Annotated in this window: 20 protein-coding genes; 7 read left to right on the top strand and 13 right to left on the bottom strand. The window is 71.2% G+C overall.

Annotated features, from left to right (window positions below; genetic code table 11):
- Window positions 1-43: 43 nt before the first annotated feature.
- Window positions 44-1,207, bottom strand: coding sequence for a lactate 2-monooxygenase (locus tag OHA34_RS12395; RefSeq protein ID WP_285941280.1), 1,164 nt, complete (start codon window positions 1,205-1,207; stop codon window positions 44-46).
- Window positions 1,208-1,406: 199 nt separating this feature from the next.
- On the opposite strand from OHA34_RS12395, the gene OHA34_RS12400 reads away from it, so the two are divergent.
- Entirely contained in the window at window positions 1,407-3,980 is a 2,574-nt protein-coding gene (locus OHA34_RS12400; protein WP_329521669.1) for a DNA gyrase/topoisomerase IV subunit A, read from the top strand.
- A 67-nt stretch (window positions 3,981-4,047) separates the two neighbouring features.
- Here OHA34_RS12400 and OHA34_RS12405 read toward each other — a convergent pair whose 3' ends face one another.
- From OHA34_RS12405 to OHA34_RS12440, 8 genes are all read right to left on the bottom strand, one after another.
- Entirely contained in the window at window positions 4,048-5,121 is a 1,074-nt protein-coding gene (locus OHA34_RS12405; protein ID WP_285941282.1) for an STM4015 family protein, read from the bottom strand.
- Between the two features lie 130 nt (window positions 5,122-5,251).
- Window positions 5,252-6,079, bottom strand: coding sequence for a hypothetical protein (locus OHA34_RS12410; RefSeq protein ID WP_329521670.1), 828 nt, complete (start codon window positions 6,077-6,079; stop codon window positions 5,252-5,254).
- A 160-nt stretch (window positions 6,080-6,239) separates the two neighbouring features.
- Complete coding sequence (locus OHA34_RS12415) at window positions 6,240-6,902, bottom strand: hypothetical protein (RefSeq protein WP_285941284.1); 663 nt, start codon at window positions 6,900-6,902, stop codon at window positions 6,240-6,242.
- A gap of 266 nt (window positions 6,903-7,168) precedes the next feature.
- Window positions 7,169-7,537 carry a nuclear transport factor 2 family protein gene (locus OHA34_RS12420; RefSeq protein WP_285941285.1) on the bottom strand — a complete coding sequence of 123 codons (369 nt, stop codon included), beginning with the start codon at window positions 7,535-7,537 and terminating at the stop codon, window positions 7,169-7,171.
- A gap of 102 nt (window positions 7,538-7,639) precedes the next feature.
- Entirely contained in the window at window positions 7,640-8,296 is a 657-nt protein-coding gene (locus OHA34_RS12425; RefSeq protein ID WP_285941286.1) for a response regulator, read from the bottom strand.
- Window positions 8,293-9,432 carry a sensor histidine kinase gene (locus OHA34_RS12430; RefSeq protein WP_285941287.1) on the bottom strand — a complete coding sequence of 380 codons (1,140 nt, stop codon included), beginning with the start codon at window positions 9,430-9,432 and terminating at the stop codon, window positions 8,293-8,295. The genes OHA34_RS12425 and OHA34_RS12430 overlap by 4 nt, the downstream gene beginning before the upstream one ends.
- On the bottom strand, window positions 9,429-9,911 hold the full coding sequence (locus OHA34_RS12435; RefSeq protein ID WP_285941288.1) for a hypothetical protein: 483 nt from the start codon (window positions 9,909-9,911) through the stop codon (window positions 9,429-9,431). Before OHA34_RS12435 ends, OHA34_RS12430 begins: the two co-directional genes overlap by 4 nt.
- 608 nt (window positions 9,912-10,519) lie before the next feature.
- Window positions 10,520-12,610: a DNA gyrase/topoisomerase IV subunit B gene (locus OHA34_RS12440; RefSeq protein WP_329521671.1), complete on the bottom strand. Its 2,091-nt coding sequence runs from the start codon at window positions 12,608-12,610 to the stop codon at window positions 10,520-10,522.
- 214 nt (window positions 12,611-12,824) lie between these two features.
- On the opposite strand from OHA34_RS12440, the gene OHA34_RS12445 reads away from it, so the two are divergent.
- The 3 genes from OHA34_RS12445 to OHA34_RS12455 all read left to right on the top strand — a co-directional run bounded on the left by OHA34_RS12445 (window position 12,825) and on the right by OHA34_RS12455 (window position 15,162).
- Entirely contained in the window at window positions 12,825-13,727 is a 903-nt protein-coding gene (locus OHA34_RS12445; protein WP_329521672.1) for an ABC transporter ATP-binding protein, read from the top strand.
- Window positions 13,724-14,797: an ABC transporter permease gene (locus OHA34_RS12450; RefSeq protein ID WP_329521673.1), complete on the top strand. Its 1,074-nt coding sequence runs from the start codon at window positions 13,724-13,726 to the stop codon at window positions 14,795-14,797. Before OHA34_RS12445 ends, OHA34_RS12450 begins: the two co-directional genes overlap by 4 nt.
- 134 nt (window positions 14,798-14,931) lie before the next feature.
- Entirely contained in the window at window positions 14,932-15,162 is a 231-nt protein-coding gene (locus OHA34_RS12455) for a DUF7455 domain-containing protein (protein WP_285941292.1), read from the top strand.
- A gap of 203 nt (window positions 15,163-15,365) precedes the next feature.
- Here the strand turns inward: OHA34_RS12455 and OHA34_RS12460 are convergent, their stop codons facing one another.
- A complete protein-coding gene (locus OHA34_RS12460) occupies window positions 15,366-16,196 on the bottom strand; it encodes a GNAT family N-acetyltransferase (protein WP_329521674.1) in 831 nt (276 codons plus the stop codon).
- 47 nt (window positions 16,197-16,243) lie between these two features.
- Here OHA34_RS12460 and OHA34_RS12465 point away from each other — a divergent pair, with 47 nt between their 5' ends.
- Window positions 16,244-17,008 (top strand): YaaA family protein, encoded by a 765-nt coding sequence (locus OHA34_RS12465; protein WP_285941294.1) that lies wholly within the window; start codon window positions 16,244-16,246, stop codon window positions 17,006-17,008.
- A 586-nt stretch (window positions 17,009-17,594) separates the two neighbouring features.
- On the opposite strand, the gene OHA34_RS12470 is transcribed toward OHA34_RS12465, so the two are convergent.
- From OHA34_RS12470 to OHA34_RS12480, 3 genes are all read right to left on the bottom strand, one after another.
- On the bottom strand, window positions 17,595-19,241 hold the full coding sequence (locus OHA34_RS12470) for an RNA polymerase sigma factor (RefSeq protein ID WP_285941295.1): 1,647 nt from the start codon (window positions 19,239-19,241) through the stop codon (window positions 17,595-17,597).
- Between the two features lie 256 nt (window positions 19,242-19,497).
- Complete coding sequence (locus tag OHA34_RS12475) at window positions 19,498-21,864, bottom strand: SpoIIE family protein phosphatase (protein ID WP_329521675.1); 2,367 nt, start codon at window positions 21,862-21,864, stop codon at window positions 19,498-19,500.
- A gap of 450 nt (window positions 21,865-22,314) precedes the next feature.
- Window positions 22,315-22,896: an HhH-GPD-type base excision DNA repair protein gene (locus OHA34_RS12480; RefSeq protein ID WP_285941297.1), complete on the bottom strand. Its 582-nt coding sequence runs from the start codon at window positions 22,894-22,896 to the stop codon at window positions 22,315-22,317.
- Window positions 22,897-23,283: 387 nt separating this feature from the next.
- Here OHA34_RS12480 and OHA34_RS12485 point away from each other — a divergent pair, with 387 nt between their 5' ends.
- Together OHA34_RS12485 and OHA34_RS12490 are read left to right on the top strand one after the other, a co-directional pair.
- Window positions 23,284-24,804: a hypothetical protein gene (locus tag OHA34_RS12485; protein ID WP_329521676.1), complete on the top strand. Its 1,521-nt coding sequence runs from the start codon at window positions 23,284-23,286 to the stop codon at window positions 24,802-24,804.
- Between the two features lie 100 nt (window positions 24,805-24,904).
- Complete coding sequence (locus tag OHA34_RS12490) at window positions 24,905-26,425, top strand: TY-Chap domain-containing protein (RefSeq protein ID WP_329521677.1); 1,521 nt, start codon at window positions 24,905-24,907, stop codon at window positions 26,423-26,425.
- The last annotated feature ends 8 nt before the right edge of the window (window positions 26,426-26,433 follow it).

The following is a 26,433-nucleotide window of genomic DNA, read 5'->3' on the forward strand; positions in this document are numbered from 1 at the left end:
TTCGCACGGTCCACCCATGACATCTGTCAGGCGGGTACGGGGGTCACGCGCGCACGAGGGTGTCCAGGCTGAGCTCGTCCGGGCGGGTGAGCCCGGACAGCGTCATCGTCAGCTCCAGTTCGGCGAGGATGCAGCGCAGCACGTGCCGGACACCCGCCTCACCGCCCAGCGCCAGGCCGTAGGCGTACGGACGAGCCACCAGTACCGCCTGCGCCCCCAGCGCGAGCGCCTTGACGACGTCGGCACCTGTACGGACGCCGCTGTCGAACAGCACGGAGATCTGGTTCCCCACGGCGTCCGCCACCGCGGGCAGCGCGTCGAGCGAGGCGACGGCTCCGTCCACCTGCCGGCCGCCGTGGTTGGACACGATCACCGCGTCCATCCCCGCGTGCACGGCACGCCGCGCGTCGTCGGGATGCTGGATGCCCTTCAGCGCGATCGGGCCGTCCCAGTGCTCCCGCAGGAACGCCAGGTCTTCCCAGGTCAGCGACGGATTGCCGAAGTTGGCGATCCAGTGCAGCAGGGCGGTGTCGCGGTTGGCGTCGGTGACCGGCCCGCCGACGGCCTGCTGGAACACCGGGTCGCTGAAGTAGTTCGCCACGCCGATGCCGCGCAGGAACGGCAGGTACGCCTGGTCGAGGTCGCGGGGACGCCACGCCAGGGTGAAGGTGTCGAGCGTGACCACCAGCGCCGTGTACCCGGCTGCCTTCGCCCGTTCCAGGAAGCTGACGGCCAGGTCGCGGTCCTTGGGCCAGTAGAGCTGGTACCAGCGGGCCCCGTCGCCGTTCGCCTCCGCCACGTCCTCCATCGCGTACGAGGAGGCCGTGCTCAGCACCATCGGCACCCCGGCCGCCTGCGCCGCCCGCGCCACCGCCAGCTCACCGTCCGGGTGCAGGATCGACTGCACGCCGATCGGCGCCAGCAGCACCGGCGCGGGCATCGCAGTGCCGAGCACGCGCACCGACAGGTCGCGTTCGGCCACGTCGCGCAGCATGCGCGGGACGATCCGCCACCGGTCGAACGCGGCCCGGTTGGCCCGCGCGGTCGCCTCGCTGCCCGCCGAGCCCGCCACGTACCCGAACGCCTGCGCCGAGAGCCTCCGCTCGGCGAGCCCCTCCAGCCCGGTCAGGTCGGTGGGCAGCTCGGGAAGCACATCTCCGAGGCCCTTGAGGTAGATCTCGTTCTGGAAATCGGCCAGCGCGCTCATGAAACCTCCGGCGGGACGCGGCGCACGGGGCCGCTGCGAAACCAATCCGTTCCAGCGACAATGTCCCACGTGACGGCCGTCCCCCACGAGCCCGGGGGCGGGCGCCGCGGGGCCGGAAACCGGCGCGAATCGGCCAACCGCGGCGGCGCGCCGGGTGGGGCGGGCGAAAGATGTCCCCCGGACCGGCAACAATGTGCTCATGGCACGACGCGGATCCCAAGCCCCTCCCCCGCCGCCGGACTTCGAAGAGAACATCGTCGACGTCGATGTCTCCGAGGAGATGCGCGGAAGCTACCTCGAGTACGCCTACTCGGTCATCTACCAGCGGGCGCTTCCCGACGCGCGCGACGGGCTCAAGCCCGTCCAGCGGCGGATCCTGTACTCGATGAACGAGATGGGGCTGCGCCCCGAGCGGGGGCACGTCAAGTGCGCCCGCGTCGTCGGGGAGGTGATGGGCAAGCTGCATCCGCACGGCGACAGCGCCATCTACGACGCGATGGTGCGGCTGGCCCAGCCCTGGGCGATGCGGATCCCCCTGGTCGACGGGCACGGCAACTTCGGATCGCTCGGCGGCGACGACATGCCGGCCGCCATGCGGTACACCGAGGCGCGGCTGTCCCGCGCGGCGATGCAGATGGTCGCCTCCATCGACGAGGACACCGTCGACTTCCGGCCCAACTACGACGGCCAGGAGACCGAGCCCGAGGTCCTGCCCGCCGCGTTCCCCAACCTGCTGGTGAACGGCGCGTCCGGCATCGCGGTCGGCATGGCGACCAACATGGCGCCGCACAACCTCGGCGAGATCGTCGCCGCGGCCCGGCACCTGATCGACCATCCGGACGCCTCGCTCGAGGACCTGATGCGCTTCGTGCCCGGCCCCGACCTGCCCACCGGCGGCAAGATCGTCGGGCTGGACGGGATCCGCGACGCCTACCTGACCGGCCGCGGCACCTTCCGCACCCGCGCCACCACCCGGATCGAGAGCGTCACCCCGCGGCGCAAGGGCATCGTCGTCTCCGAGCTGCCCTACGCGGTCGGCCCCGAGCGGGTCAAGGCGAAGATCAAGGAACTGGTCAACGCCAAGAAGATCAACGGGATCGCCGATCTGAAGGACCTCACCGACCGCAACGTCGGGCTGCGCCTGGTCATCGAGATCAAGAACGGTTTCAACCCCGAGGGCGTGCTCGCCGAGCTCTACCGGCTGACGCCGATGGAGGAGACCTTCGGCATCAACAACGTCGCGCTGGTCGACGGCCAGCCGCGCACGCTCGGCCTGCGCGAGCTGCTCCAGGTCTACGTCGGCCACCGCCTCGACGTGGTCCGGCGCCGGTCGCAGTTCCGCCGCCGCAAGCGCGAGGACCGGCTGCACCTGATCGACGGCCTGCTGGTCGCGCTGCTCAACATCGACGAGGTCATCCAGGTCATCCGGCAGAGCGACGACGCCGGGCAGGCCAAGCAGCGGCTGATGCAGATCTTCGAGCTGTCGGAGATCCAGGCCCAGTACATCCTGGACACCCCGCTGCGCCGGCTCACCCGCTACGACCGGCTCGAGCTGGAGAAGGAGAAGGAGCAGCTGCGCCGCGAGATCGCCGCGCTGACCGCGATCCTCGACTCCGAGAAGAAGCTGCGCTCGGTGGTCTCGCGCGAGATGGCCGACGTCGCCTCCGAGTTCGGCACCCCGCGCCGCACCGTCCTGCTGGAGGCGTCCGGCCAGACCAAGGCCGCCGCGGTGCCGCTGGAGGTGCCCGACGACCCGTGCATGGTGCTGCTGTCGTCCACCGGGCTGATGGCCCGCACGCACGGCCCCGAGCCGCTGGCGACCGAGGGCGCCCGCGCCCCGCACGACGTGCTGCTCGCCTGCGTCCCGGCCACGGCGCGCGGCCAGATCGGCGCGGTCACCTCGCTCGGACGCATGATCCGGATCGACGTGCTCGACCTGCCGACGCTGCCGCCGTCGGCGAGCCCGCCGTCCCTGGCCGGCGGCGCCCCGGTCACCGAGTACGTCGACCTCGCGCCGGGCGAGACCGTGGTCGGGGTCGGCGCCATCGCCGACACCGGCGGCGGCCTGGCGCTCGGCACCGCCCAGGGCGTGGTCAAACGGGTCGCCCCCGACTTCCCCGCCAACCGCGACGAGTTCGAGGTGATCGGCCTCAAGGACGGCGACACGGTCGTCGGCGCCGTCCAGCTCCTCTCCGAGGAGCAGCACCTGGTCTTCATCACCAGCGACGCCCAGCTCCTGCACTTCAGCGCCGCCAACGTCCGCCCCCAGGGCCGCCCGGCCGGCGGCATGGCGGGCGTCAAGCTCGCCACCGACGCGCACGTCGTCTGGTTCGGCGCGCTCGACCCCGGCCGCGAGTCCCGCGTGGTGACCATCTCCGGCTCGTCCTCGGCGCTGCCCGGCACCCAGACCGGCGCGATCAAGGTGGCCGACTTCGCCGACTTCCCGGCCAAGGGCCGCGCCACCGGCGGCGTCCGGTCGCACCGCTTCCTCAAGGGCGAGGACTCCCTGATCATGGCCTGGGCGGGCCCGGTCCCGCTCCGCGCCATCGGCGCCGACGGCACGTTCCTCACCCTCACCACCGAGCTGGGCCGCCGCGACGGCTCCGGCGAGAAGCTCGACAAGAGCGTGGCGGCGATCAGCGGCCCGCTGGGCCCGTTCCCCGGCGACGCCGCGAGCGGCGAACCCGCCGGGGCGGACTCCGCCGGTGACGAGTCCGGCGCCGGCGCGGACGGCTCAGGCGAAGGCGAAGGCGAGCCGCCCGCCGAGGAGTGACCGACCCACGACCTCCGGGCTCAGGGCCCCGGATCCGCCGACATCCGCGCGGATCCGGGGCTCCGGGTCATTCGGAGTCCTCCACGTACGGTGCGTAGCCCTCGTTCACGACGATGCGGTCGCTCAGGTCGACCTGGACGCCGGGCAGGAGGTCGCGGACCCACCCGGCCATCCGCTCGCCCACGTAGTGGTGGTGCAGGTCGAGCTTCTCCAGGTGGGTGAGCGGCTGGCCCGCCAGCAGAGCCTCCACGCCGGTGTCGGTCAGCAGGCCCCGCGCGAGGCTGAGCGTCTCCAGCCGCGCGACGATCGGCGCTCCCGCGACCGCCGCGGCGATCTCGTCCTCCAGTGTGCTGTTCTCCAGGCCGAGGTGGCGCAGCGCCGGCAGCCGCTCGCCGCTCAGGACGGGCAGCAGGTCGGCGACGGCCGCGTCGCCTCCGTAGTGCGGGTCGCCTAGCCACAGGTCCAGCCGTTCGAGAGCCGGCAGGTCGGACGCGGCGACGGCCCGGACCACGTCGGCCGGGAGCCCGCCCGACATGAGCCGCAGGGTCTTCAGCCGTTCGCTGCGGAAGGGGCGGAGCCACATCCCCCCGCCGCGCACATCGAGCCGTTCCAGGTTCGGGAACGCCTCGATGAGCGGGGTGACGTCCTTGTGGATGATCCAGGACAGTTCCTGCTCGTCGGCCCCGATGTCGCCGAGGTACACCGCGCGCAATTCCGGCAGCGCGTCGGCCGCCTTCACCAGCAGCTCCACCGGATCAGGTTTGTCCGTTTCGTGGAGCCCACCCCAGAAGCCGACGACCAGGGCCGTCACCTGGGTGGTGTCGACCTGGTAGAGGAAGCGCTCGAAGACCTCGTCGAAGGGAACGGAGACCCCGCCGTAGCGAGCACGGTCCTCGGCGGCGATCCGCCAGGCCACTGGCGGCCCGTGGCGGAGGCCGTCTTCGGTCATCTGCCGGGCGAGGTCCCTCAGCTTCAGCGCGAACCGGTCGACCTCCGCGGCGGCCTCCTCGTCCGATTCCAGCAGGCGCAGCCGAATGGCCAGGATCTGCTGGTAGTCGGCAAGCCTGAAGAGGGTGTGCTCGGGGGGATCGTCATCGACCGGCACCACCGGCAGACCGTGGAACATCCGGTGGTCGTCCATGGGCCTGACTCCTTCCTGCTCGACGAATGATCACCTTCTATCAGCCGGGCAGGACGGAATCGACCCGAACGCGATCACGCCCGCCCCGCGGGACGGGACGGGCATGAGCTGCACGGGACGGCCGGGACGATCAGCCGATCTTGAGCGTGCGGGGGTCGGAGCGGCGGGCGGTGGCGTCCACCGCGTAGGGGGCGATGGCGATGAACGACTGGAAGCTCGCCTCGTTCTTGCCCGCCGGGGACGGCAGGCCGGCCTTCCAGTCGGCGATCGGCCCGACCAGCCCGCAGCCGTCGGTCTTGGGCACGGTGAAGGTCTTGTCCTCGGCCTCGCCGTACAGCACGGTCGGGTCGTCCATCGGGTGCGCGGGGTCGCCCGGGGCCGCCACGACGAGCTTGTTCGGATCCATCGCCATGTTGAACTTGATCGGGTCGGCCTCGGTGCCGATGAAGCACTTGTCGCCGACCAGCAGGTTGAGGATCTGCACCCGCATGCTGACCGAGGCGTTCGGGAGCTCCAGCTTGAACCCGCCGGCGTACTCCGGCTTCACCTGGAGCTTGATGCCCGGGATCTCGTCGGCGCCCGGCCACGAGGGCAGGCCGAGCATCCCGAGGACGCCGCCGGGCACCGTCATCGGCTCGCCGGTCATCGCGACCTCGGTGATCGCGTCCGGCGAGGCCTGGACGGCGATCCGCATCGGCTGGGTGAACTGCTGGGAGATCCCGCCCAGCTTCATCGAGCCGCCCGCGACGACCATGACCAGGCAGGTCCACCACTCCGGGTGCTCGGCGCCGGAGGGCAGTGCCGGGCAGTCGTCCTTCATGTTGAAGGCCGGGGTCGGCGGCTGCGCCGCCGCCGGTGCGGCCGGTGCGGCCGGTGCGGCGGTACCGGTGCCAGTGAGCGCCGCCAGACCGAGGGCCGCCAGCGCCGCCGTGGCCGCTGTGCGTGAGAAGAGCTTCACGTGTTGGTCGCCTTCTGTGAGTTGGGGTCGAAGGAGCGGGCTTCTCGAACGGGACGACGGCGGGACCGGGCCACTTCCGGGGGGGGACGGAAGTGGCCCGGGGGGATCGTGCTCAGAGGACGGCTCGTTCAGCTCCGTCCCCGGGGAGCGGCTTCCTTTCTCAGGGGGTGAGGTAGAGCTTCTGGTCGTAGGTGGCGGCACCGGTGGTGACCTTGCCGCGCGCCTTGCCGATGCCGTTGGCGGTGGCGCTGCCCGGGCACAGCACCGAGCCGCCGGTCTTGTTGAGTCCGGCGTTGAGGATCTGACCCTGGAGATCGTCGGCGCTGTTCGGGCGGCCGGCGTTGTCACGGTTGAAGACGTTGAAGCTCAGGCTGGTGGTCGAGCCGCCGAACCCGTAGGTGCACGTGCCCAGCGAGAACGTCGCCTGGATGGACAGGTTGGGGTCGCTGAACGTGAGCTTGCCGTCGCTGCCGGCGGGCCCGTTCCCCTGGGTGAGGCTGCCCTGGGTGTAGGGCAGGTTGAGGAACTTGACCGTGGCGTTGCCCAGCGAGCTCGTACAACCGGTGACGGACGCGCTGGTGAGCGTGCCCGTGCCGGACGAGGTCAGGTCGCCGCGCAGGTCGACGCCCGAGCAACTGGCGGTGATGCCCGAACCCGAGATGGTCAGGGCGCCGATGTTGGTGATCTGGTACGGGCCGGAGTAGCTGGCTCCGGCCGCGGTGTCCCGGTGGACGGTGGTCGCGGACGCGGTGGCCGCGGTGAGGCCGATCGCGGCAAGCGCCGCGAGGGTGGGTGTGCCGATACGTCTGACTAGGGCCTTCATCGATCCTCCTAGAAATCGGCCCAGGTCGCTGCTTCCGGCGTATGGCGTGACGGTGCGGGGTGATCAATCCCGGTGGATCACAGGCCGGCCCCCGGAGTGACGCGCGCCGGGATCCATGTGACACGCGTCATACAAGTGCTCGCAGACGCGATCTAAAAACAGGATCGTTTCTCAAGCAACCCATCACCCTTGGCCTCATCCGGACGTGGCAACACCCGGTCATCCCCCGTCCGGACCTCGCTCGACACTGCGTTGTCACGGGCCTGTCACCCCTCGAGGTCGTCCGGGCCCCAATGGGCCTCCATGCGGACGATCCGCCCGTCCGCGCCGAAGGTCATGACGTCGATGACACGGATCCGCAGTCCCATGCCCGGGACCGCGACGGTGAACGCCATCGCCGCCCGGTCCCCGTAGGACCCGCGGATCGGGCCGTCGAGCGAGAGCTTGGTCCCCGCGCCGACCGCGTTGGCGTAGAACGCGTCGATCGCCTCCCGGCCGACGACCTGCGGATGCCCGACCGGGTCCTCGACCACCGCGTCGTCGGCGAACAGCGCCGAGACCGCCGCCGCGTCGCCCGCGTTGAAGCCGTCCACGTAGCGCTGCAACGCGCCCTTCATGTGCTCCTGGTCCGGCATGGCCCGCCCCTCCCGCTGTGGTCGCGGCCAGCATCTCCGATCAAGCGTTTGCTTGGCAAGCGCTCTCGTCCCACCACCCGTCGGCCAGACCAGAACGATCGCCTAGGGGGCGGCCAAGCCGTGGCGGAAGGCGTAGGTGACGGCCTGGGCCCGGTCGCGCAGGCCCGCCTTGGCGAACAGGTTGTTGATGTGGGTCTTGACCGTGGCCTCGCTGATGAACAGGTCACCGGCGATCTCGGTGTTGGACCGGCCCCGGGCGATCAGCGCGAGCACCTCCGCCTCGCGCCGGGTCAGGCCGTCGGGCAGGCCGCCGCCGCGCGCCGGGCGCTCGCCCGAGGCGACCGCCTCGACCAGGCGGCGCTGCACGGCCGGGTCGAGCTGCGAGGCTCCCCCGCGCACGGCCCGGACGGCCTGCGCGATCTCGTCCGCACCGGCGTCCTTGGTCAGGTAGCCGCGGGCCCCGGCGCGCAGCGCGGCGAAGATCGAATCGTCGTCGGCGTAGGTGGTGAGCACGACGACCTCCACCTCCGGATGCGCCCGCTTGATCAGCCGGGTCGCCTCCACCCCGTCGATCCGGGGCATCCGCAGGTCCATCAGCACCACGTCGGGGCGCACCTCGGCGACCATCTGCACGGCCCGCTCGCCGTCGCCCGCCGCGCCCGCCACCTCGATGCCGGGCAGCAGCTCCAGCAGGAGCACCAGCCCCTCCCGCACCACCGTCTGGTCGTCGACGACCAGGATCCTCGTCTTCTCCGTCACAGCGGCACCCGTAGCAACACCCGGAATCCCTTGTCCTCCGGTCCGGTCTCCAGGGTCCCACCGATCAGCTCGGCCCGTTCCCTCATGCCGACCAGGCCGTAGCCGCCGCCCAGGACCTCCAGCACCGGCTCGGTGCCGCCGCTGTCGGCCACGTCCAGCTCGACCACGCCCTCCAGGTAGCGCAGCGCGGCGTGGACGCGGGCGCCGGGCGCGTGCTTGCGGACGTTGGTGAGCGCCTCCTGCGCAGTGCGGGTGACCGCGAGGCCGGCCTGCGGCGACAGCTCGCGCGGCTCCCCGGTCACCTCGATCTCGCAGGCCCGGCCGGTGCTGGCGTAGAACTCCTCGGCCAGCTCGGCGAGGGCCTCCTCGGGGGCGGGGGCGTCACCGCGGAGCGTCGCGAGCGCCCGCCGCGTCTCCTCCAGGCCGGCGCGGGCCAGCCGCTGGGCGCGCTCGACCCGGTCCAGCGCCTGCACCCGGTCGCCCTCGCGCGACAGCAGCATCCGCGCCCCCTCCAGGTGGACGACCTGTGCCGACAGCGAGTGCGCCAGGATGTCGTGGATCTCGCGGGCGATACGGGACCGTTCGGCGAGCACGGCGTTGGCGGCCTCGGCCCTCTGCGTGGCCTCCCTCGCCTCCTTGCTCTGGCGGCCTCCCAGCGCGCCGAAGGCCACCCCCACGAACGCCGCCATCAGCCCGAGTTCCGCGCCGTCCGTCCGGAACAGCGCGCCCAGCAGCCCGATCGTCAGGGCCGTCGCCGCGGTCGAGGCGATCCCCAGGGCCAGGTTGAACCGGTGCAGCAGCGACCACAGCGCGATCATGGCGAAGACGTAGGGCGCACCGCCGTCCGGCGAGATCGCGTACTGCCACAGCGAGGTCGCCATGGCCGTCAGCAGCAGCGACTCCGCGCGCCACCGCGGCTGGCCCGCCTCCTTGCGCGTCAGCCAAAGGCCCGCCGACAGCGCGGCGACCGTGGCCACGTTGAGCACGACGACGAGCAGACCGGCCCCGTGCAGGGACGGTCGCGGCTCGGTGCTGTAGAGGCTGCGGACGTAGGAGGCCGCCGCCCAGACCAGCAGGGGGACGATGACGAACAGCTGCGCGTGCCACCGGCACAGGGTGAACCCGCCGAATCTCACGGCACGACGCTAGACGCTGAAGCCGGCGACAGCCGCCTGGCCCTCCATCCGACGAGCAGGTTCTGCGCCAGCAGGGTCAGGCCGAGGAAGAGCAGCACGCCGCCCGCGCCCGGAACGATCCCCGCCGCGTATCCGGCTCCGATCATCCCGGCGCGGACCGCGATCGACAGCAGCCAGGCCCCCGCGGTCCAGCCGTTGCCGCGTTTCCAGAGCACGCCGCGCTCGTCCCGCCAGATCCGCACCGTCACCGCGCGCAGCCCGCCGAGCGCCAGCGCGGCGACGGCCTCGACGGCGAGCAGCCCGATGCTGAGCGCCGGGTGCACCTTGTCGACCAGGCTCCCCTGGAACAGGCCGACGACGCCGAGGAACACGGGGAGGACGTAGAGGCGGCCCTCGTCGAGCCGCCTCGTCCGGAGCTGCCGGTAGAGGACCAGGGCCAGAACCGCGATGGCGAGGAGCACACTGTCCAGCGTGTTCATGCCTCAACGCTAAGGACCGCCCGTCCGGCGCGGATCGGACCCGGGTTGGAGTCCTGAAGCTCCACCGGAGGGTGGAGAGGCCGTGTCCCCCCTGCGCGAGCGCTGAACCCTTCAAGGTCCGCACCGGGCTGAAGAGCCCGCATGCCCGCTGGAACCGGTCCCCGACCAAGCGACCGGTCCAGGAGGTCCCCTGGCGTCCTCTCCGGGGCCGCGGCAGCGCGAGCGTCCACCCGGGCACGCGCGACCACGGAACGAGCCACAGCAGCGCAACGAGGAGCGCCGCCGGATCCCGGCGGCCGGCGGCGGTCAGCACGTCGTCGACGCCCGCTCCGGTGCCGCAGAAGCGGCATCCGGCCAGGGCGACCGCGACCGGCGGGAGCGTCAGCCACGGCTCCACCCGTTCTCCCGCGGCCTCCCACAGGCCCAGGACCACCGACTCCATCACACGCCCCTTGCCGCATCCGGTTCCGTGGTGTCCACGGTGCCGGTGCGGCAAGGGTCATGTCGGTAGCGTCAGTGGCCGACCTGCGGTGGCAGCAGGTACACCCCAGAAGTTCCACGTGCCACCCGGGTCACACATGCCACCCGGGTGCCACGTGCCACCCGGGTCACACGTCGATGCGCTCGGTGTCGAGTTCGGAGGCTCCGGCGGTGATGAACTCGCGGCGCGGGGCGACGTCGCTGCCCATCAGCAGGTCGAAGACCTTGGCGGCCTCCTCGGCGTCCTCGACCCTGATCCGGCGGAGCATCCGCTGCCTCGGGTCGAGGGTCGTCTCGGCGAGCTGGTCGGCGTCCATCTCGCCCAGGCCCTTGTAGCGCTGGATCGGCTCCTTCCAGCGCTGTCCCTTGCGCTCCAGCTCCACCAGCCGGCGCCTCAGCTCGCCGTCGGTGTAGGTGTAGATGTACTTTCCCTGGCCCTTCCTCGGCTTGATCAGCTCGATCCGGTGCAGCGGCGGGACCGCGGAGAAGATCCGGCCCGCCTCCAGCATCGGCCGCATGTAGCGGTAGAAGAGGGTCAGCAGCAGGCAGCGGATGTGGCTGCCGTCGACGTCGGCGTCGGCGAGGACGACGACGCGGCCGTAGCGCGCCGAGTCGAGGTCGAACGTGCGGCCGGAGCCGGCGCCGATCACCTGGATGATCGCGGCGCACTCGGCGTTCTTGAGCATGTCGGCGACGGACGCCTTCTGCACGTTGAGGATCTTGCCGCGGATCGGCAGCAGCGCCTGGAACTCGGAGTCGCGCGCCAGCTTGGCGGTGCCGAGCGCCGAGTCGCCCTCGACGATGAACAGCTCGCTGCGGTCGTCGGCGGTGCGGCAGTCGACGAGCTTGGCGGGCAGCGCGGAGTTCTCCAGCGCGTTCTTGCGGCGCTGGTTGTCGCGCTGGGTGCGGGCGGAGATGCGGGTCTTGGCCGCGCCGACGATCTTCTCGAGCACCGCCCGGAGCGGCTGCTTCTGCCCGCGGGCCGGCGTCTCGAAGACCGCCTTGAGCTCCTTGGACACCACCTGCGTGACGATCCGGGTGGCGGCCGAGGTGCCGAGGATCTCCTTGGTCTGCCCCTCGAACTGCGGCTCGGGCAGCCGGACGGCCACCACGGCGGTGAGCCCTTCGAGGATGTCCTCCTTGAGGACGTTCTCGTCGCCGTTCTTGAGCAGCTTCACCGCGCGGAGCTGCTCGTTGAGCACCCGGACCAGGGCGCGGTCGAAGCCCTGCACATGGGTGCCGCCCTTGGGGGTGGCGATCACGTTGACGAACGACTTGACGTCGGTGTCGTAGCCGGTGCCCCAGCGCACCGCGACGTCGACCTCGAGATCGCGCTCGACGTCGGTGGGGGTGAGGTGCCCCTGGTCGTCCAGGACCGGGACCGTCTCGGTGAAGTGGCCGCGCCCGCGCAGCCGCAGCACCTCCAGCAGCGGGGCGTCCTTGGCCAGGTAGGAGCAGAACTCGCTGATGCCGCCGTCGAACCGGAAGGTCTCCTCGACGAGCTCCTCGCCGCGCTCGTCGCGCACGTCGATGGTCAGGCCGGGGACGAGGAACGCGGTCTGCCGCATCCGGTCCAGGACCAGCGACTGCTCGACCGTCGCGTCCTTGATGAAGATCTGCATGTCGGGCCAGAACCGGACCCGGGTGCCGGTGGTCTTCTTGGCGACCTTGCGGACCTGCCGGACGCCGGAGCGCTTCTTGAACCGGGCGTTGGGCCGGCCGTCGTCGGCGAACTCGCCGGGCACCCCGCGCCGGAAGCTGATCGCGTGGGTCTCCCCGCCGAGGTCGACCTCGACGTCGACCCGGGCCGACAGCGCGTTCACCACCGACGCGCCGACGCCGTGCAGGCCGCCGGACGCGGTGTAGGACACGCCGCCGAACTTGCCGCCGGCGTGCAGCCGGGTCATCACGACCTCGACTCCGGCCAGGCCGGTCTTGGGCTCCAGGTCGACGGGGATGCCGCGGCCGTTGTCGCCGACCGAGAAGGACCCGTCGGCGTGCATGACCACGCTGATGTGGGTGCAGTGGCCGGCCAGGGCTTCGTCGACGCAGTTGTCGACGATCTCCCACAGGCAGTGGGCCAGGCCGCGGCTGTCGGTCGACCCGATGTACATACCGGGTCGCTTCCGTACGGCCTCCAGGCCCTCCAGCACCGAGAGGTGCCGGGCGGAGTAGCCGTGCGTGTCGTCAGTGGGCGCTTCGGCGGTGGCGGCGGTCAACGTGCGTGTGCTCCTCGGGGGCGAGGCAGGTCCGGGCGGTGAAAGGTGAACTGCCGCCAGCAGGGTACCCCCGGGTGCCGACAGTCCTCCGGCAGGCTCGCCGCCACGCGCGTTCGGGGCGGGTTCCGGACCGGCCGGGCGAAGCGGGTGGAAAGTGCGGTGTCCACCGGTGGATGGATCCCGCGCGGACACCCGCATCTCTAATGTCCAGATCATGGCATACACGATCGCGGTCGAGGGCCTGCGCAAGCGTTACGGGGACGTGCAGGCCGTCGACGGAGTCTCCTTCGAGGTGGCCGAAGGCGAGTTCTTCGGCATCCTCGGCCCCAATGGAGCGGGCAAGACCACCACCCTGGAGATCATCGAGGGTCTCCGCGAGGCCGACGCGGGCGAGTTGTCGGTGCTGGGCCTGCCCCCCTGGCCCCGCAACCCGAAGCTGCTGCCCCGCATCGGGGTGCAGCTCCAGGCGTCCTCGTTCTTCGAGCGGCTCACCGCGCGCGAGCAGTTGCAGACGTTCGGCTCGCTGTACGGCGTGCCCGCCAAGAAGGCCGACGCCATGCTGGAGGCGGTCGGGCTGGACGACAAGGCCGACGTCCGGGTGGAGAAGCTCTCCGGCGGGCAGGCGCAGCGGCTGTCCATCGCGTGCGCGCTCGTGCACGATCCCGAGCTGCTCTTCCTGGACGAGCCGACCGCCGCCCTGGACCCGCAGGCCAGGCGGAACCTCTGGGACGTGCTCCGGAAGATCAACACCGAGGGCCGGACCATCGTGCTGACCACGCACTACATGGACGAGGCCGAGATCCTCTGCGACCGGGTCGCGATCATGGACCGGGGCACGATCCTCAAGCTCGGGCCGCCGCCGGTGCTGGTGCGCGGGCTGGACGCGCCCGCCCGGATCAGCATCGCCACCGGCGTCCTGGCCGCTGACGCCGCGCGCCGGCTGCCCGGGGCCGACGAGGTCGCCGACGACGGCGTGTCCCTGGTGATCTCCACCCGCGACCCGTCGGCGGTGGTCGCCGCGATGGCCGCCGAGAACGCCCTGACGGGCGTGCAGATCCGCGGCGCCACCCTCGAGGACGTCTTCCTCGACCTGACCGGACGGGAGTACCGGGCGTGAGCACCTTCGGCAGCTTCAAGAGCCTGTCCCGGGCGATGTTCCTCGGCTTCGTCAGGGACCGGACGGCGCTGGGCTTCACCGTGCTGTTCCCGCTGATGTTCCTGGTCATCTTCGGCGGGATCTTCGGGCACCAGACCACCTCCAGGGTGACCCTGGTCGAGGTCGGCCCGGTGCCCGTCGTCGACCAGGCCCTGGCGCGCGGCGCGGGCGAGCTGCACGGCGTGATGAAGGTCGAGAAGAGCACCGACCGGGCCGCGGCGCTGAGGAAGGTCGAGAAGGGCGACGCGGACGCGGTGGTGGAGCAGCGCGGCACCGACCTGACCGTCCACTACTCGGCGGCCGACCAGGTCAGGTCCGGGACCGCGCGGGGACTGATGCAGTCCATCGTGCAGTCGGAGAACCAGAGCGCCAGCGGGAAGCCGCCGGTCTACAAGCTCGCCTCGCAGCAGGTGGAGGACGACTCCCTCAAGGCGATCCAGTTCTTCACCCCGAGCCTGCTCGGCTGGGCACTGGCGTCGGCGGGCGTCTTCGGGGCGTCCCAGACGCTGGTGACATGGCGGACGAAGGGGATCCTGCGGCGGCTGCGGCTGTCGCCGGCGCCGATCTCGACGGTGTTCGGGGCGCGCGTCGCGGTCAGCCTGGTGGTGGCGCTGGTGCAGATGGCGCTGTTCCTGCTGGTGGCCCAGCTTCCGTTCTTCGGGCTCAAGCTCCAGGAGTACTGGTGGATGGCGATCCCGATGGTGCTGTCGGGGGTGCTGGCGTTCCTGGCGATCGGGATGGTGATCGGGGCGTGGGCCAAGACCCAGGAGGCGGCGCAGGGCGTGACCCAACTGGTGGTGCTGCCGATGGCGTTCCTGGGCGGCTCGTTCTTCCCCCTGGACGACGCGCCCGGCTGGCTGAAGACCCTGTCGTACATCTTCCCGCTGCGCTACCTGAACGAGGGGATGCTGAACGTCATGGGCCGGGGACTCGGCCCGGCATCGGCGCTACCGCAAATCGGTGTGCTCCTGGGCGTGGCGGTAGTGGGTTCCCTGGTGGCGGTACGGCTGTTCCGTTGGGACGCCGCCTGACTTCCCAAGTCCGGCTGTGACCTCGGTCACTAATAGCCCCATTCTGCTGTGGGCGTACGTACGAACAGATTGGGAACGTCTGCGTCGGGTTAGATGTTCTCCTAAGTACCGACCCCGAGCATGAGGAAGGTGCCGTGACTGGAGCCCTTGCCCCAACCAAGCCGCTGACCGTCGCCGACCGTTGCGACCGCTGTGGCGCCCAGGCCTACGTCCGTGCAGTCCTTGTAGGCGGCGGCGACCTTCTGTTCTGCGCCCACCACGGGCGCAAGTACGCAGAGGCGCTCCGCTCCAACGGGGCCGACATTCAGGATGAGACCGACAGGCTGACCGAAACCCCGGCTACCGCCACAGAGGACGAACGGTAGGCATCGACATAAAAGAATCCCTCGGCGGCGGTCACCGGAGACGGTGGCCGCCGTTCGCATTTCGGGTGTCCCGGCGTGACCGGAAAATCGGAGATGACTTCATATAGTGACGGACTCATCACAGAAAGTATCGACGAATTGACTCGGGATGCTCGGAGATCTCCGTGACCCTCCGGACTCTCCGAGATCTTCGCGCGAATTGATCATCGCGCGGGGAGCGGCTTGATCCGGTAGTGGTATCCGCCGCTGACACCGAAACCCTCACTCTCATAGAGGGCCCGCGCAGCCGCGTTCCGCGCTATGACCACCAGGTAGGCGCGCGTGCAGCCGCGTGTCCCTCCCCAGTCCAGTAGCCCGCCCAGGACACGCCGGCCCAGCCCGCGGCGCCGCGCGTCGGGCGCGACCGCCATGGCATAGATCCCGAGCCACTCCCCCTGAGGAACGGCCCTGCCGACGGCCGCACCGTCCAGCGAGGCGTATCCGGCCGGGACGCCCGTCAGGATCTTCTCCGCGACAGGCAGTTGCTCTGCGTAGCGGCCGTCCACAGCCCACCACCGTTCCAGCCACTCCCGTGAGGGGGCGTCCTCCACAACGACCCCGGCGACCCCGGCCGCACCGTCCTCCCTATACGGGCCGGTGATCTCGGTGGTCATCGCCAGGGTCGGATCGACCAGTTCGTAGCCGCGCGCGTGAAGCAGCGCGTCCAGCCCGCTCGGACGGCTCTGTCCGCTCATGGAGAACACCGTGGGCAGCCCGCGTTCGGTGTAGAAGCCCTCCGCACGCGCAATCGCCTCGTCCAGGGCTTCCGGCGCCTCGAGGGGCAGGACGGAGTTGGCCCGTTTCGTGACGCCGTCCGCGTGCCGCAGCAGCCAACCGCCAATATCCTGGACGTATGGGGCGGGCCAGGCCGCGGCGACAAGCCCGTCGAGTCCGTCAAGCCCGCCGGGCGCCGCGAGCCCGCCGGATCCACTGGATCCGTTGGGCATGCTGGGGCCGCTGAGGTCTCCGAGCTGCGGTAGCTCCCGGTCGGTCATGCCCAGCACCCTAGAGGGACCTTAGGTGTCATAATTTCGGGGGGAACGTGCGTATTCTGCTGCCGCCATCGGAGAAGAAGGCCGCTGAGGGGAACGGCCGTCCCCTCGACCTGGGGTCGCTGAGTTTCCCCGAGCTCAACCCGGCCCGCGAGCGGGTGCTGGCGGCGCTCGGCGAAACGTGCGCGCGCGATGACGCCCCCGACGTCCTCGGTCTCCCCACCGGGCAGATCAGCGAGGCGCTCGCCCGGAACCGGGCGCTCTACCAGGCGCCCACGCTTCCCGTCGCGCGCCTGTACACCGGCGTCCTGTACGAGCAGCTGAACCTGCCGGACCTGGACCGGCGGGCCGCCGCCAGGCAGATCATCGTGTTCTCCGGCCTCTGGGGAGCCCTGCGGCTCACCGACCGGATCCCGCCGTATCGGCTGGCCATGGGCGTGACGCTCCCGCCCGCGGGCAGGCTCGCCGCCCTATGGCGCCCCGCCCTGAACGACGCCCTGGCCTCCCTGAACGGCGCCTCGCGCCGCCGGGGCGGTCTCATCGTCGACATGCGCTCCGGCCCGTACGCGACGGCCTGGAAGGCCCCGCAGCCCGCCGTGGCCGTGCGGGTGTTCCGCGAGCGCCTCCTGCACGGCACGCCCAAGCGCACCGTCGTCAGCCACATGGCCAAGGCCACCCGCGGCAAGATCGCGCACGACCTCATCAAGGCCGGTTCCGCGCCCCGCACCCCCGAGGAGCTCCTCAAGGCCGTCGCCGACCTGGGCCACACGGTCGAGTTGAACGGCACCAACCTCGACGTCATCCTGCACAACTGAGCGCCTGGGCCTCTCCAGAGCGCTCGAGCCTCTCCCAGAGCGATCCTAAGCAGCGGCCACGTTGAGGTGGCGGCACGCCTTGACGCACTGGCCGACACGGTGCGCGGCGGCCGTCATCTCGCTTGCCGCCCCACTGCGGGGAGGGGCTCACGACGCGGGGCGACGTGCGCCCGGTACAGCGTTGGATGGCGGGTGCCGGCCTGCGCCATAGGGCATCCTTCTCCTCGCGCTCCAGGTCGAGTCCCAGCGCCAGCCAGAGCATGACCTCCCACGGGGCGGGGTCGGCCGGCCAGAGGGCCGCGGCACGCATCAGCGGGTCGCGGGCGGCCTGCTCGCGTTCGGGCGTAGACCGTGAAGCCGCCGCCTGCCCCGCGCGGGCACGCGAGTCGGGCGGATCCGCCACGCCTCCTCGACCCGGATACGGCCCGCAGCGACCGCAGCGCCGGATCCAGCCAGGTACGTGGAGGATAAAGGTGCGGTACATGGCGAAATGCCGGTTGACCTGGAGAATTTCTCCCGGTCAACCGGCACGGGTGATCCAGGGGCCCCGCCCGGATGGACGGCGGCCTCTGGATCACACGGCCGATCAGTCGAGGTAGTCGCGCAGCACCTGGGAGCGCGACGGGTGCCGCAGCTTGGACATGGTCTTCGACTCGATCTGCCGGATGCGCTCACGGGTCACCCCGTACACCTTGCCGATCTCGTCGAGCGTCTTGGGCTGGCCGTCGGTAAGGCCGAACCGCATCGACACCACGCCGGCCTCGCGCTCGCTCAGCGTGTCGAGCACCGAGTGCAGCTGCTCCTGGAGCAGCGTGAAGCTGACCGCGTCGGCCGGGACGATCGCCTCGGAGTCCTCGATGAGGTCGCCGAACTCGCTGTCGCCGTCCTCACCGAGCGGGGTGTGCAGCGAGATGGGCTCGCGACCGTACTTCTGGACCTCGACGACCTTCTCCGGGGTCATGTCGAGTTCCTTGGCCAGCTCCTCCGGGGTGGGCTCGCGGCCCAGGTCCTGGAGCATCTGCCGCTGGACCCTGGCCAGCTTGTTGATGACCTCGACCATGTGCACCGGGATGCGGATGGTGCGGGCCTGGTCGGCCATCGCGCGGGTGATCGCCTGCCGGATCCACCAGGTGGCGTACGTGGAGAACTTGTAGCCCTTGGTGTAGTCGAACTTCTCGACCGCCCGGATCAGGCCGAGGTTGCCCTCCTGGATCAGGTCCAGGAACAGCATGCCGCGGCCGGTGTAGCGCTTGGCCAGCGAGACGACCAGCCGGAGGTTGGCCTCCAGCAGGTGGTTCTTGGCGCGGCGGCCGTCCTCGGCGATCCACTCGAAGTCCTCGAGGTCCTCCTCCGACATCACCGAGCCGTCGGCGGCGAGCCGCTCCTCGGCGAACAGGCCGGCCTCGATGCGCTTGGCGAGCTCGACCTCCTGCTCGGCGTTGAGCAGCGGGACCTTGCCGATCTGCTTGAGGTAGTCCTTGACCGGGTCGGCGGTCGCGCCGGCCGCCGCGATCTGCTGGGCGGGGGCGTCCTCGTCGTCGTCGCCGAGGACGAACGCCTCCTCCTCGTTGGCGGGGGTGGCGCCGTCCGCCGCGGCCTTCCCGGCCGGGGCGGCCTTGGCCGCGGCCACCGGGGCCGCCGCCGGGGCGTCCTCCTCGTCGGAGTCGACCTCGGCGGCCTCGACCGCCGGGGTCACCTCCGCCAGGTCGACCTCGAGGTCCTGGAGGTCGTCGAGGTCGCCGACCTCGTCGTCGAGTTCCGGATCGTCGCCCTTCTTGGCCGGGCCCTTCGGGGCGCCCGCCGCGGCGGCGCCCTTCTTGGCGGCGGCCTTCTTGGGCTTGGCCGGGCCCTTGCGGGGCTCGGGCCTGCGGGCCGCCGGCTTGGGCGCGGCGGTCTCCTCGGGAGCGTCGTCGTTCACGACGGCGGTCACCGTGTCGGGCTGCTCCTTGGCGGCAGCGGCGGTCTTGGGCCTGCGCGCCGTCGGCGCCGCGCGCTGCTTGCGCGGACGCTTCGGCGCTGCGGAGTCGGCAGCGCTCACCATGACGGTCACACCCTCCTTGCTGAGGCTCCGCAAGATGCTGGAGGCCTTCGACACGGGGATGTCGGCCTCCTCGAACGTACGTCGTACGTCGTCGGCTTCGAGGTAACCCTGGGACCGTCCACGCTCGATCAGTTGCGCGATGACGTGCTCGTGCAGATCTGACGCTTTCGAGGTCGAGCTAGCAGGCGACACAAATACCTCTCGAACGAACGTGTGGCTTGGTTGACCCAAGTGCCCTGACGGGCCCGGCCTCACACTGGGTGGGACCACACACCTGGGCGGGCCACCTTGTGCGGGACCGCAGCGTACCCGCTCTTACTAGGGTCAAGCATTCTGGCACGGCTGCGCATTCCGCCTTCGATGTCCTGCCCGGTAACACACCACCTTAGAGGGCGCGGGACGGTCCTTCGTACGTACTACACCGTCATCACGCCGTCTTCGGCGGGCTTCACACGGGCTTCGGCGGGACGTGCAGCGCAAGTACGGTCACATCGTCCACCTGCTCGTACCCGGCAAGCATCCGATCGACCAGGAAGTCGACGAGTCTCTCTGGATCTCCTACCACTTCAGGTGGGGCGTCCGCCGCGACGGCGACCAGTTCCTCCAGCCCGGCGTCCACCCCACGCCTACGGTTCTCCACAAGTCCATCGGAATAGAACACCACAGTGTTGCCGGTCTCGACGGAAAAACTTGTCTGCTGCCGCTGGCTCGGCCAGCCGAGCGGCGTTCCCGGCTCCAGCTCGCTGACCCGGGCGGGCGAGTCCGGCGAGATCAGCAGGGGCGGCGGATGGCCGGCGTTGCTGAACGCCCCCCGGCCCGTCTCGGGGTCGATGACCACGTAGGCGACGGTGGTGAACTGCTCCTCGGTCTCGGTCGCGCTGAACAGCCGGTCGAGTCCGGCGAGCACCGCGGCCGGACGCGGATCGTTCAGCGCGAGGGCGCGCAGGGCGTTGCGGACGCGTCCCATTCCGGCCGCGGCGAGAACGCCCTTGCCCATCACGTCGCCGACCGCTACGGCCAGCCGGTCGTCGGGCAGCCGGAACACGTCGTACCAGTCGCCGCCGACCTGGACGTGCCTGGTCGCGGGGTTGTAGCGGGCGGCCAGCACCATGCCCGGCAACTGCGGGAGATCGCTCGGCAGCAGGCTGCGCTGCAGCTCCTCGGCCGTCTTGTGCTCACGCTCGAACAGCAGGGCCCGTTCGACGGCCAGCGCGCACTGGCCCGCGAGCGCCTCCAGGAAGACCCGCTCCTCCTCGGTGATCTCGCGCGGCCTGGTGAAGGAGAACCTGAGCGCGCCGATCGGGGCTCCCGCCGCCAGCAGCGGCAGGCCCACCCACGCGCGTTCCTGCGTGTGCTGGAGGAACAGGCCCATCTCGTCCCGGCCGAGCTGAAGGCGCAGGCTGTCGGGATGCTCGGCCAGGAACGGCCGGCTCTCGCGCACGGCCACCGACAGCACCGTCTGGTCGCTGACCTTGATGTCCTCGGCCGAAGGGGACCGGCCGTCCGGGCGCGCGTCGCGTTCGGCGCCCGGCTGGGACGGGGTGACGATGCTGAGGCGCAGCTTGTCGTCGTCGAGCAGCGCCACCGCGGAGTAGTCGGCGCCGATCGCGGACCGGCCCACCTCGGTGATCACCTGCACGACCTGGGAGACGGTGAGCGCCTCGGCCAGCATCGAGGTGGCCTGCTGGAGCCGCGCGGTGCGCAGCGCCGCCGCCGACAGCTGCTCGGTCAGCCGCCCGCGCATCTCCTCAGCCTCACGCTGCCCGGTGACGTCGGTGTTGGCACCGACCCACTCGATCACCTCGCCGCCCCGCCAGATCGGCACGGCGCGCACGTCGAAGTGCCGGTGCGTCCCGCTCTTGGTGCGGATCCGGTAGTTGGTCTCAAAGACCCGGTTCTCGGTGACGCACTCGCGCCAGATCGCCTCGATGCGCGGCCGGTCCTCGGGGTGGACCACCGACAGCCAGCCGCCGGCCGCGTACTCGTCCGGCGTCTGGCCCGTGATCCCGCGCCACTCCGGCGCGTCGTCGATGACCCCGCCGGCGGGGGCGGCCACCCACACGACCTGGGCGCTGGCCTCCACGAGCGAGCGGTAGCGCTGTTCCTTGCGGCGGATGACCTCCTCGGCCCGCCGCCGCTCGGTCATGTCCAGAGCGGTCAGCACCACGCCGATCGGCTCGCCCTCCGGGCTGCGGGCGGGCAGCCACGTGCAGGAGAGAATGCGCTCGTCATGGCCGGGCGTGAGGACGGGCTCGGCGAGCACCGGCCCGACCGCCCGGGCCTCGGGAGCGAGCGGCGAGGCGTCGTCCGCCGCCGAGCCCGGCCCGGCCGCGTCGGGCGTGCCTGGGATGTCTGATGTGGCTTCTGCGTGCGGTCCTGTGGCCTGTACCGGGATGTCCGGGCTGGCACCGCCCGTCCCCACGCTCGCCGCCGGGTCGCCTGGGGACGGGACGCCCAGGGCTCCCGTGGCCTCAGGAGGAGCGCCAGAGGAGGCGCGCACGACGAGGTCGACCTCGTTCTCGTTCAGGCCCTCGTCGCCGGACAGTGCTCTGCGGAGGGCGTCCTCGAAGGCGTTCGCCACGCTTTCGGGCAGGCTCTCCGCAGGGCGCCGCTGCTGCAAGTCGCCGACGGACACGCCCAGCATCGCGGCGAGCGCGTCATTGGCCCGCCGGCAGCGCAGATCGGGGCCGAAGAACGCCAGCCCGGCGGGGGCCTCCTTGAGCAACGTCGCGTACAGAGCGGAGTCGGACGCATCCATGGACTGGCCCTCCACCCCCGAGACCCGGGGATGCGGAACGGACGTCTCGGTGCTCATGGACAACACCTCCGCCCCAGAGGGTCCCGTACCGCGCGGCAATTTTTCATCACTATGAGTGAATGGGAGCAGGCTAGCGCTCCCACCTCCATCACAACACCGGTCGTGTCAGGTATTCATCATCCCGATGGTTCGCCGTGGACGGAAGCCCTGATGGACATCCGTGTCCCACGGTCCCCAGCGATGAGCTCGGATTCGGACGCCGCCCGTCCGTCCTCCCCCGGGCACCGGGGGAGGACGTCACGGACGGCAAGTAGGAGATGGTACGACGGCCAGGCGCTTCACAACGGGGACCTCCGCTCCCTCGGCGAGTTCCGGACGCATCGAATGCGTTCCATCACTGCCCGCATTTTTGGCAAAAACACGGCAAAGCCGCGCCGGGAGGGTCGCGGTTGATAGGCGAGAGTCCTGGTACGCCAGGGTCTTGGCATACCGGCGCGCCGAGGGCGGCTACTTGTTCGCCTTGGCCGCGGCCTTCATCTCCTGCTTGAAGGCGCGGACCTTGGCGAGGGACTCCGGACCCGTGATGTCGGCGACGGAGCGATGCGAACCTTCGTCCCCGTACGAACCGGCCGCCTCACGCCAGCCGTCCGGGTGCACGCCGTACTGCTTGCCCAGCAGCGCGAGGAAGATCTGTGCCTTCTGTTTGCCGAACCCCGGCAACGCGTTGAGGCGCTTGAACAGCTCCTTGCCCGAGTCGACGTCCCGCCAGACGGCCTCGGCGTCACCGCCGTAGTGCTCGACCAGGTACTGGCAGAGCTGCTGCACGCGCTTGGCCATCGACCCCGGGTAGCGGTGCACCGCAGGCTTCTCTGACAGCAGCGCCACGAACCGCTCCGGGTCGTACGCGGCGATGTCATGGGCGTCCAGGTCGGCGGCACCGAGTCTCTGCGCGATCGTGTAGGGCCCGGAAAAGGCCCATTCCATCGGGACCTGCTGGTCGAGCAGCATTCCGATGAGCGCGGCGAGAGGGCTGCGCCCGAGCAGGTCGTCGGCCTCAGGCCGCTGTGCGAGATGAACCTTGATGGCCATGGTCCCCACCTTAGATCTGACAGATCCCCTACATACGGCTCCCCTACATACGGCCGCAGGGACGGCGGGTCGTGCTGGGCATGCTCGGCCTCGGCGCCCGGTGACGGCGGCGCCTCTGCACGTGTCCGGCGACTCAGGAGGACCGGGGCGGAATCTATGGAACACGGGCCGGGCGTGTCTGACGCTCACACAAAAGGCGTTTAGCTGGGGCGCCACCGAGTTCCCGGGCGTCCCATTTCGGCCTTCCCCGATGTCCTGGGCGTCGTACGGCGCCGAATCTGAGAGGCTAGGTACGTGAGTCCCCGCAGCCGCCACCGTTCCTCCGGGGATCCAGCGCGGGATCGACGCCCGCCGCCCTCGGACGAGGTCTTCGCGATCTTCGATGGGATGCTGCGCCATGCCCGGGAACTGCTGGCCGTGCGCAGCCCGCTCGACGCGGAGCTGATCGTCAGCGAGATCCTCGGCTCCTGGTGGGGGCACCGGGTCGCGGACGGGGACGTCGAGCAGGTCATCGGCGAATCGCTGGTCGACCACGCCCGCCACGCCGGCACCCCTGCGGCGCTCGCGCTCCTCACCGGCATGGCCTACCTGGGCACCCCGCGCCAGGCGGCCAAGGCCGAACGCGCGGCCCTGGAGCTGATGGGCCGCGGCGTCGCCCGCCCAGGCTGGGCCGACCGCATCGGGATGGTCACCCCCGAAGAGTGCTTCGTCTCCCGTGACGTCTACGACGACCAGGATTCGGTCGTGTGCACCTACACCTACGGCGGTGCCGAGCGGCACGCGCTGGTGGTCCTGGTCGACCGCAACAAGGCGGGCGCGGTGCGGCAGCACGGCGACCTGAGCGCGCGGGCGCCGTCCAGCGGGATGGTCCGGGACGCCTGGGTCTCGTCCCAGGTCGACAAGCTGCTCGACCACTGCCGCAGGGAGGGGCGCGACAACCCGCTGATGCGGTTCGAGCAGCTCGACCCGCGCGACACCAAGGCCATGCTGCGCAGCGCCCTGGCGCTCACCGACGAGACCGACGACCCGCCGGTGAACGAGAACTTCGGTTCCTACCATGCCTTCGTGCGGGCGCGCGTGGGCGTCCTGCCGCCCGGCGGCCGGACGCCTCAGCCCCCGATGTACGGCCGTGACCGGCGGGCCACGATCGCCGCCCGGTTCCTCGCCTCGAGCGAGGCCGAGGACCTCTCGGACCGTTCGGCCGCGAGCCACTGCGTCGACCGGATCATCGACTACGGCTGCGCGCACGACTTCGGCCGCCCCCTGCGGGTCAGCCCGATCAAATGCGAGATGTTCCTGCTCGACTGGCTGCCCCGCAAGGTGCTGCTCTCCGCCTCCGAGCAGGAGGCCGTGCCGCACGTGCTGGCCGCCTGGGTGCGGTGGGCGGGCAAGCGCACCGGGCTCCCCGAGGAGGGCGTCCGGGCCACGCTCGACGCCGTCTGGGACGCCACCGCCAAGTTCGCCGAGGCGTACCGCGACCCGTCCGCCTTCGGGCTGGACCGCGACCTGGTCGACCGGCTGCTGCCCGACGGCGAGATGGAGGCGCTGCCCCGCCGGGCGTTCGCGTTGCCGTTCCTGTCCGGCACGCACCGCCGGTCCGGCGGGCACGGCTCGGTCGACCTGTCCGCCCTCGACCCGGCCGACACCGCCGACCGGCGCATCATGCTCGAGTTCGAGCATCCCGGAGCCGCCGAGGAGCATCTTGACGCGCACGAACGGCTGACCGTGCGGCTCTGGAACGGCGACCCGCCGCAGCTGTGGGAGACCGCCCAGGCACTGCTGGACGTCGGGTTCGAACGCCACGAGATCCTGCACAGGCTGATCGAGGTGCTCGACCGCTGCGGCCACGACGCGCGGGAGCTCCGGAAGGCGCTGCGTGTCCTCCGTCACGAAGCGCCGCCCGAGTGAACTCCCGGTTTGCCAGAGGCGTCCACGACGACAATCATCGGAATCTCGGGCATCGGTCTCGCGGGGGCCCGGGGGTCGCCCCCGGTCATAGGGAGTGATCTTGTTGGAGTGGTCCGAGTTCGCCCGGCGCCTGGGGCGTGAGCTGGCGAGCCTCGAACGGGACACCATCCTCATCGTGCGCGAGCGCGACGAGAGCCGCCACTACGTCCAGGCCATGCGCGAGCCCGACCGGCTCTACGCCGAGGCGGTCAGCAACAACTTCCTCGACGGCCCGCTGCTGCTGACGCTCGCCGACGAGGAGGTCATGAGCGACGCCGGCTGGCGCCCGCCCGCCGACCCGGCGCCCCGCAACTGGTGGACCGAGCTGCCCGACTCCGGCGCGGACGACGGCATGCACGCGGTCACGTCCGCCGACTACGGGCGGCTGGCCGACGTGATGGTCACCGCGCTGCGCGACGTCCAAGGCGTGCGGCGCCCGTCCGACCTGGTGTACGAGTCGTTCCACCGGCACGGCAACGGGCTGATCGAGCTGCTGGACTTCGGCATCGACACCGCCGACCCGTCCCGCGTCACCAAGCGCCGATCCTCTGCGGCCGACATGGCCGAAGCCGCCGGAACGCCGCACGATCCCGTCCCGCTGCCTGCGGAGCCTCCTGGGGGCGTCCCGCCTGCCGACGGTGTCCCCCAGGCCGGAGAGTCCGTTTCGCCGTACGGGGGCCTTCCCGGGCTTGCACCAGTGCCCAGCCCGCGGCCGTCCGCCGACCCCCTGCCGGTGGCCGATCCACTGCCTGGGGCCGATCCGGTGCCGGTGCCGGTGGCAGAGACCGCCGGGACGACGGCTGAAGCCGACCTCCTGGAGGCGCGCCTCGCGGAGGCCAAGCAGCGCGGCGACCACACCACCTACTTCGAGCTACTGCTCAGCGCCGACCTCGTGCTGCCCTCGAACGGCCGTCCTGAGGAGTCCCCGGAGGGCGGCGGGCTGCCCACGATCACGATCGGCTCCGGCACGTACGCGACGGTGTTCACCTCGCCTGGAGCGCTCGCGCGCGCGGGCGGGCAGCAGCCCGCCCCGTACCGCCGCACCTCGTTCACGCGGCTCGCCACCGGCTGGCCCGATCCGGACTGGCAGCTCGCGATCAACGCCGGGCTGCCCAGTGAGATCCACCTCGACGCGGCCGCCATCGCCCGGCTCGACGCGACCCAGCGGGCCGCCGCACCGGAACCGGTTCCCGAACCGGCTGCCGGGATCGACCCCAAGGATCCGTTCGAGCGCGGGACGGCCAGGCCGCATCCGACGCTGGAACCGCCCGTCCGCGAGGCCGGCACCCACGCCACCCACGCCGAGCCCCACACGGCGGTCGACGCCTTCACCGTCGCCGACCTCAACGCGGCGGTCGAGTCGGGCGGCGTCCCGGCAGCGCCCCTGGCGGCGCCGACCGTGCACCCCGAGCCGGCACCGGCCGCGCCGCAGACCCCGCGGATGCGCCCCCCGCACGGCACCCGGCTCTGGCACTGGCCCGGCGACGGCGAGCCGCCCGCTCCCGCGGCGGTCTACGACGCCATCGGCAAAGTCTGGGCGCCGGTGCGCGCCGACGTGGTCCCGGCTCCCGGGGCCGAGTGAGCCGCGCT

Origin of the sequence: Spirillospora sp. NBC_01491, from assembly GCF_036227065.1 — a bacterium.
Classification (GTDB): domain Bacteria; phylum Actinomycetota; class Actinomycetes; order Streptosporangiales; family Streptosporangiaceae; genus Spirillospora; species Spirillospora xylanilytica.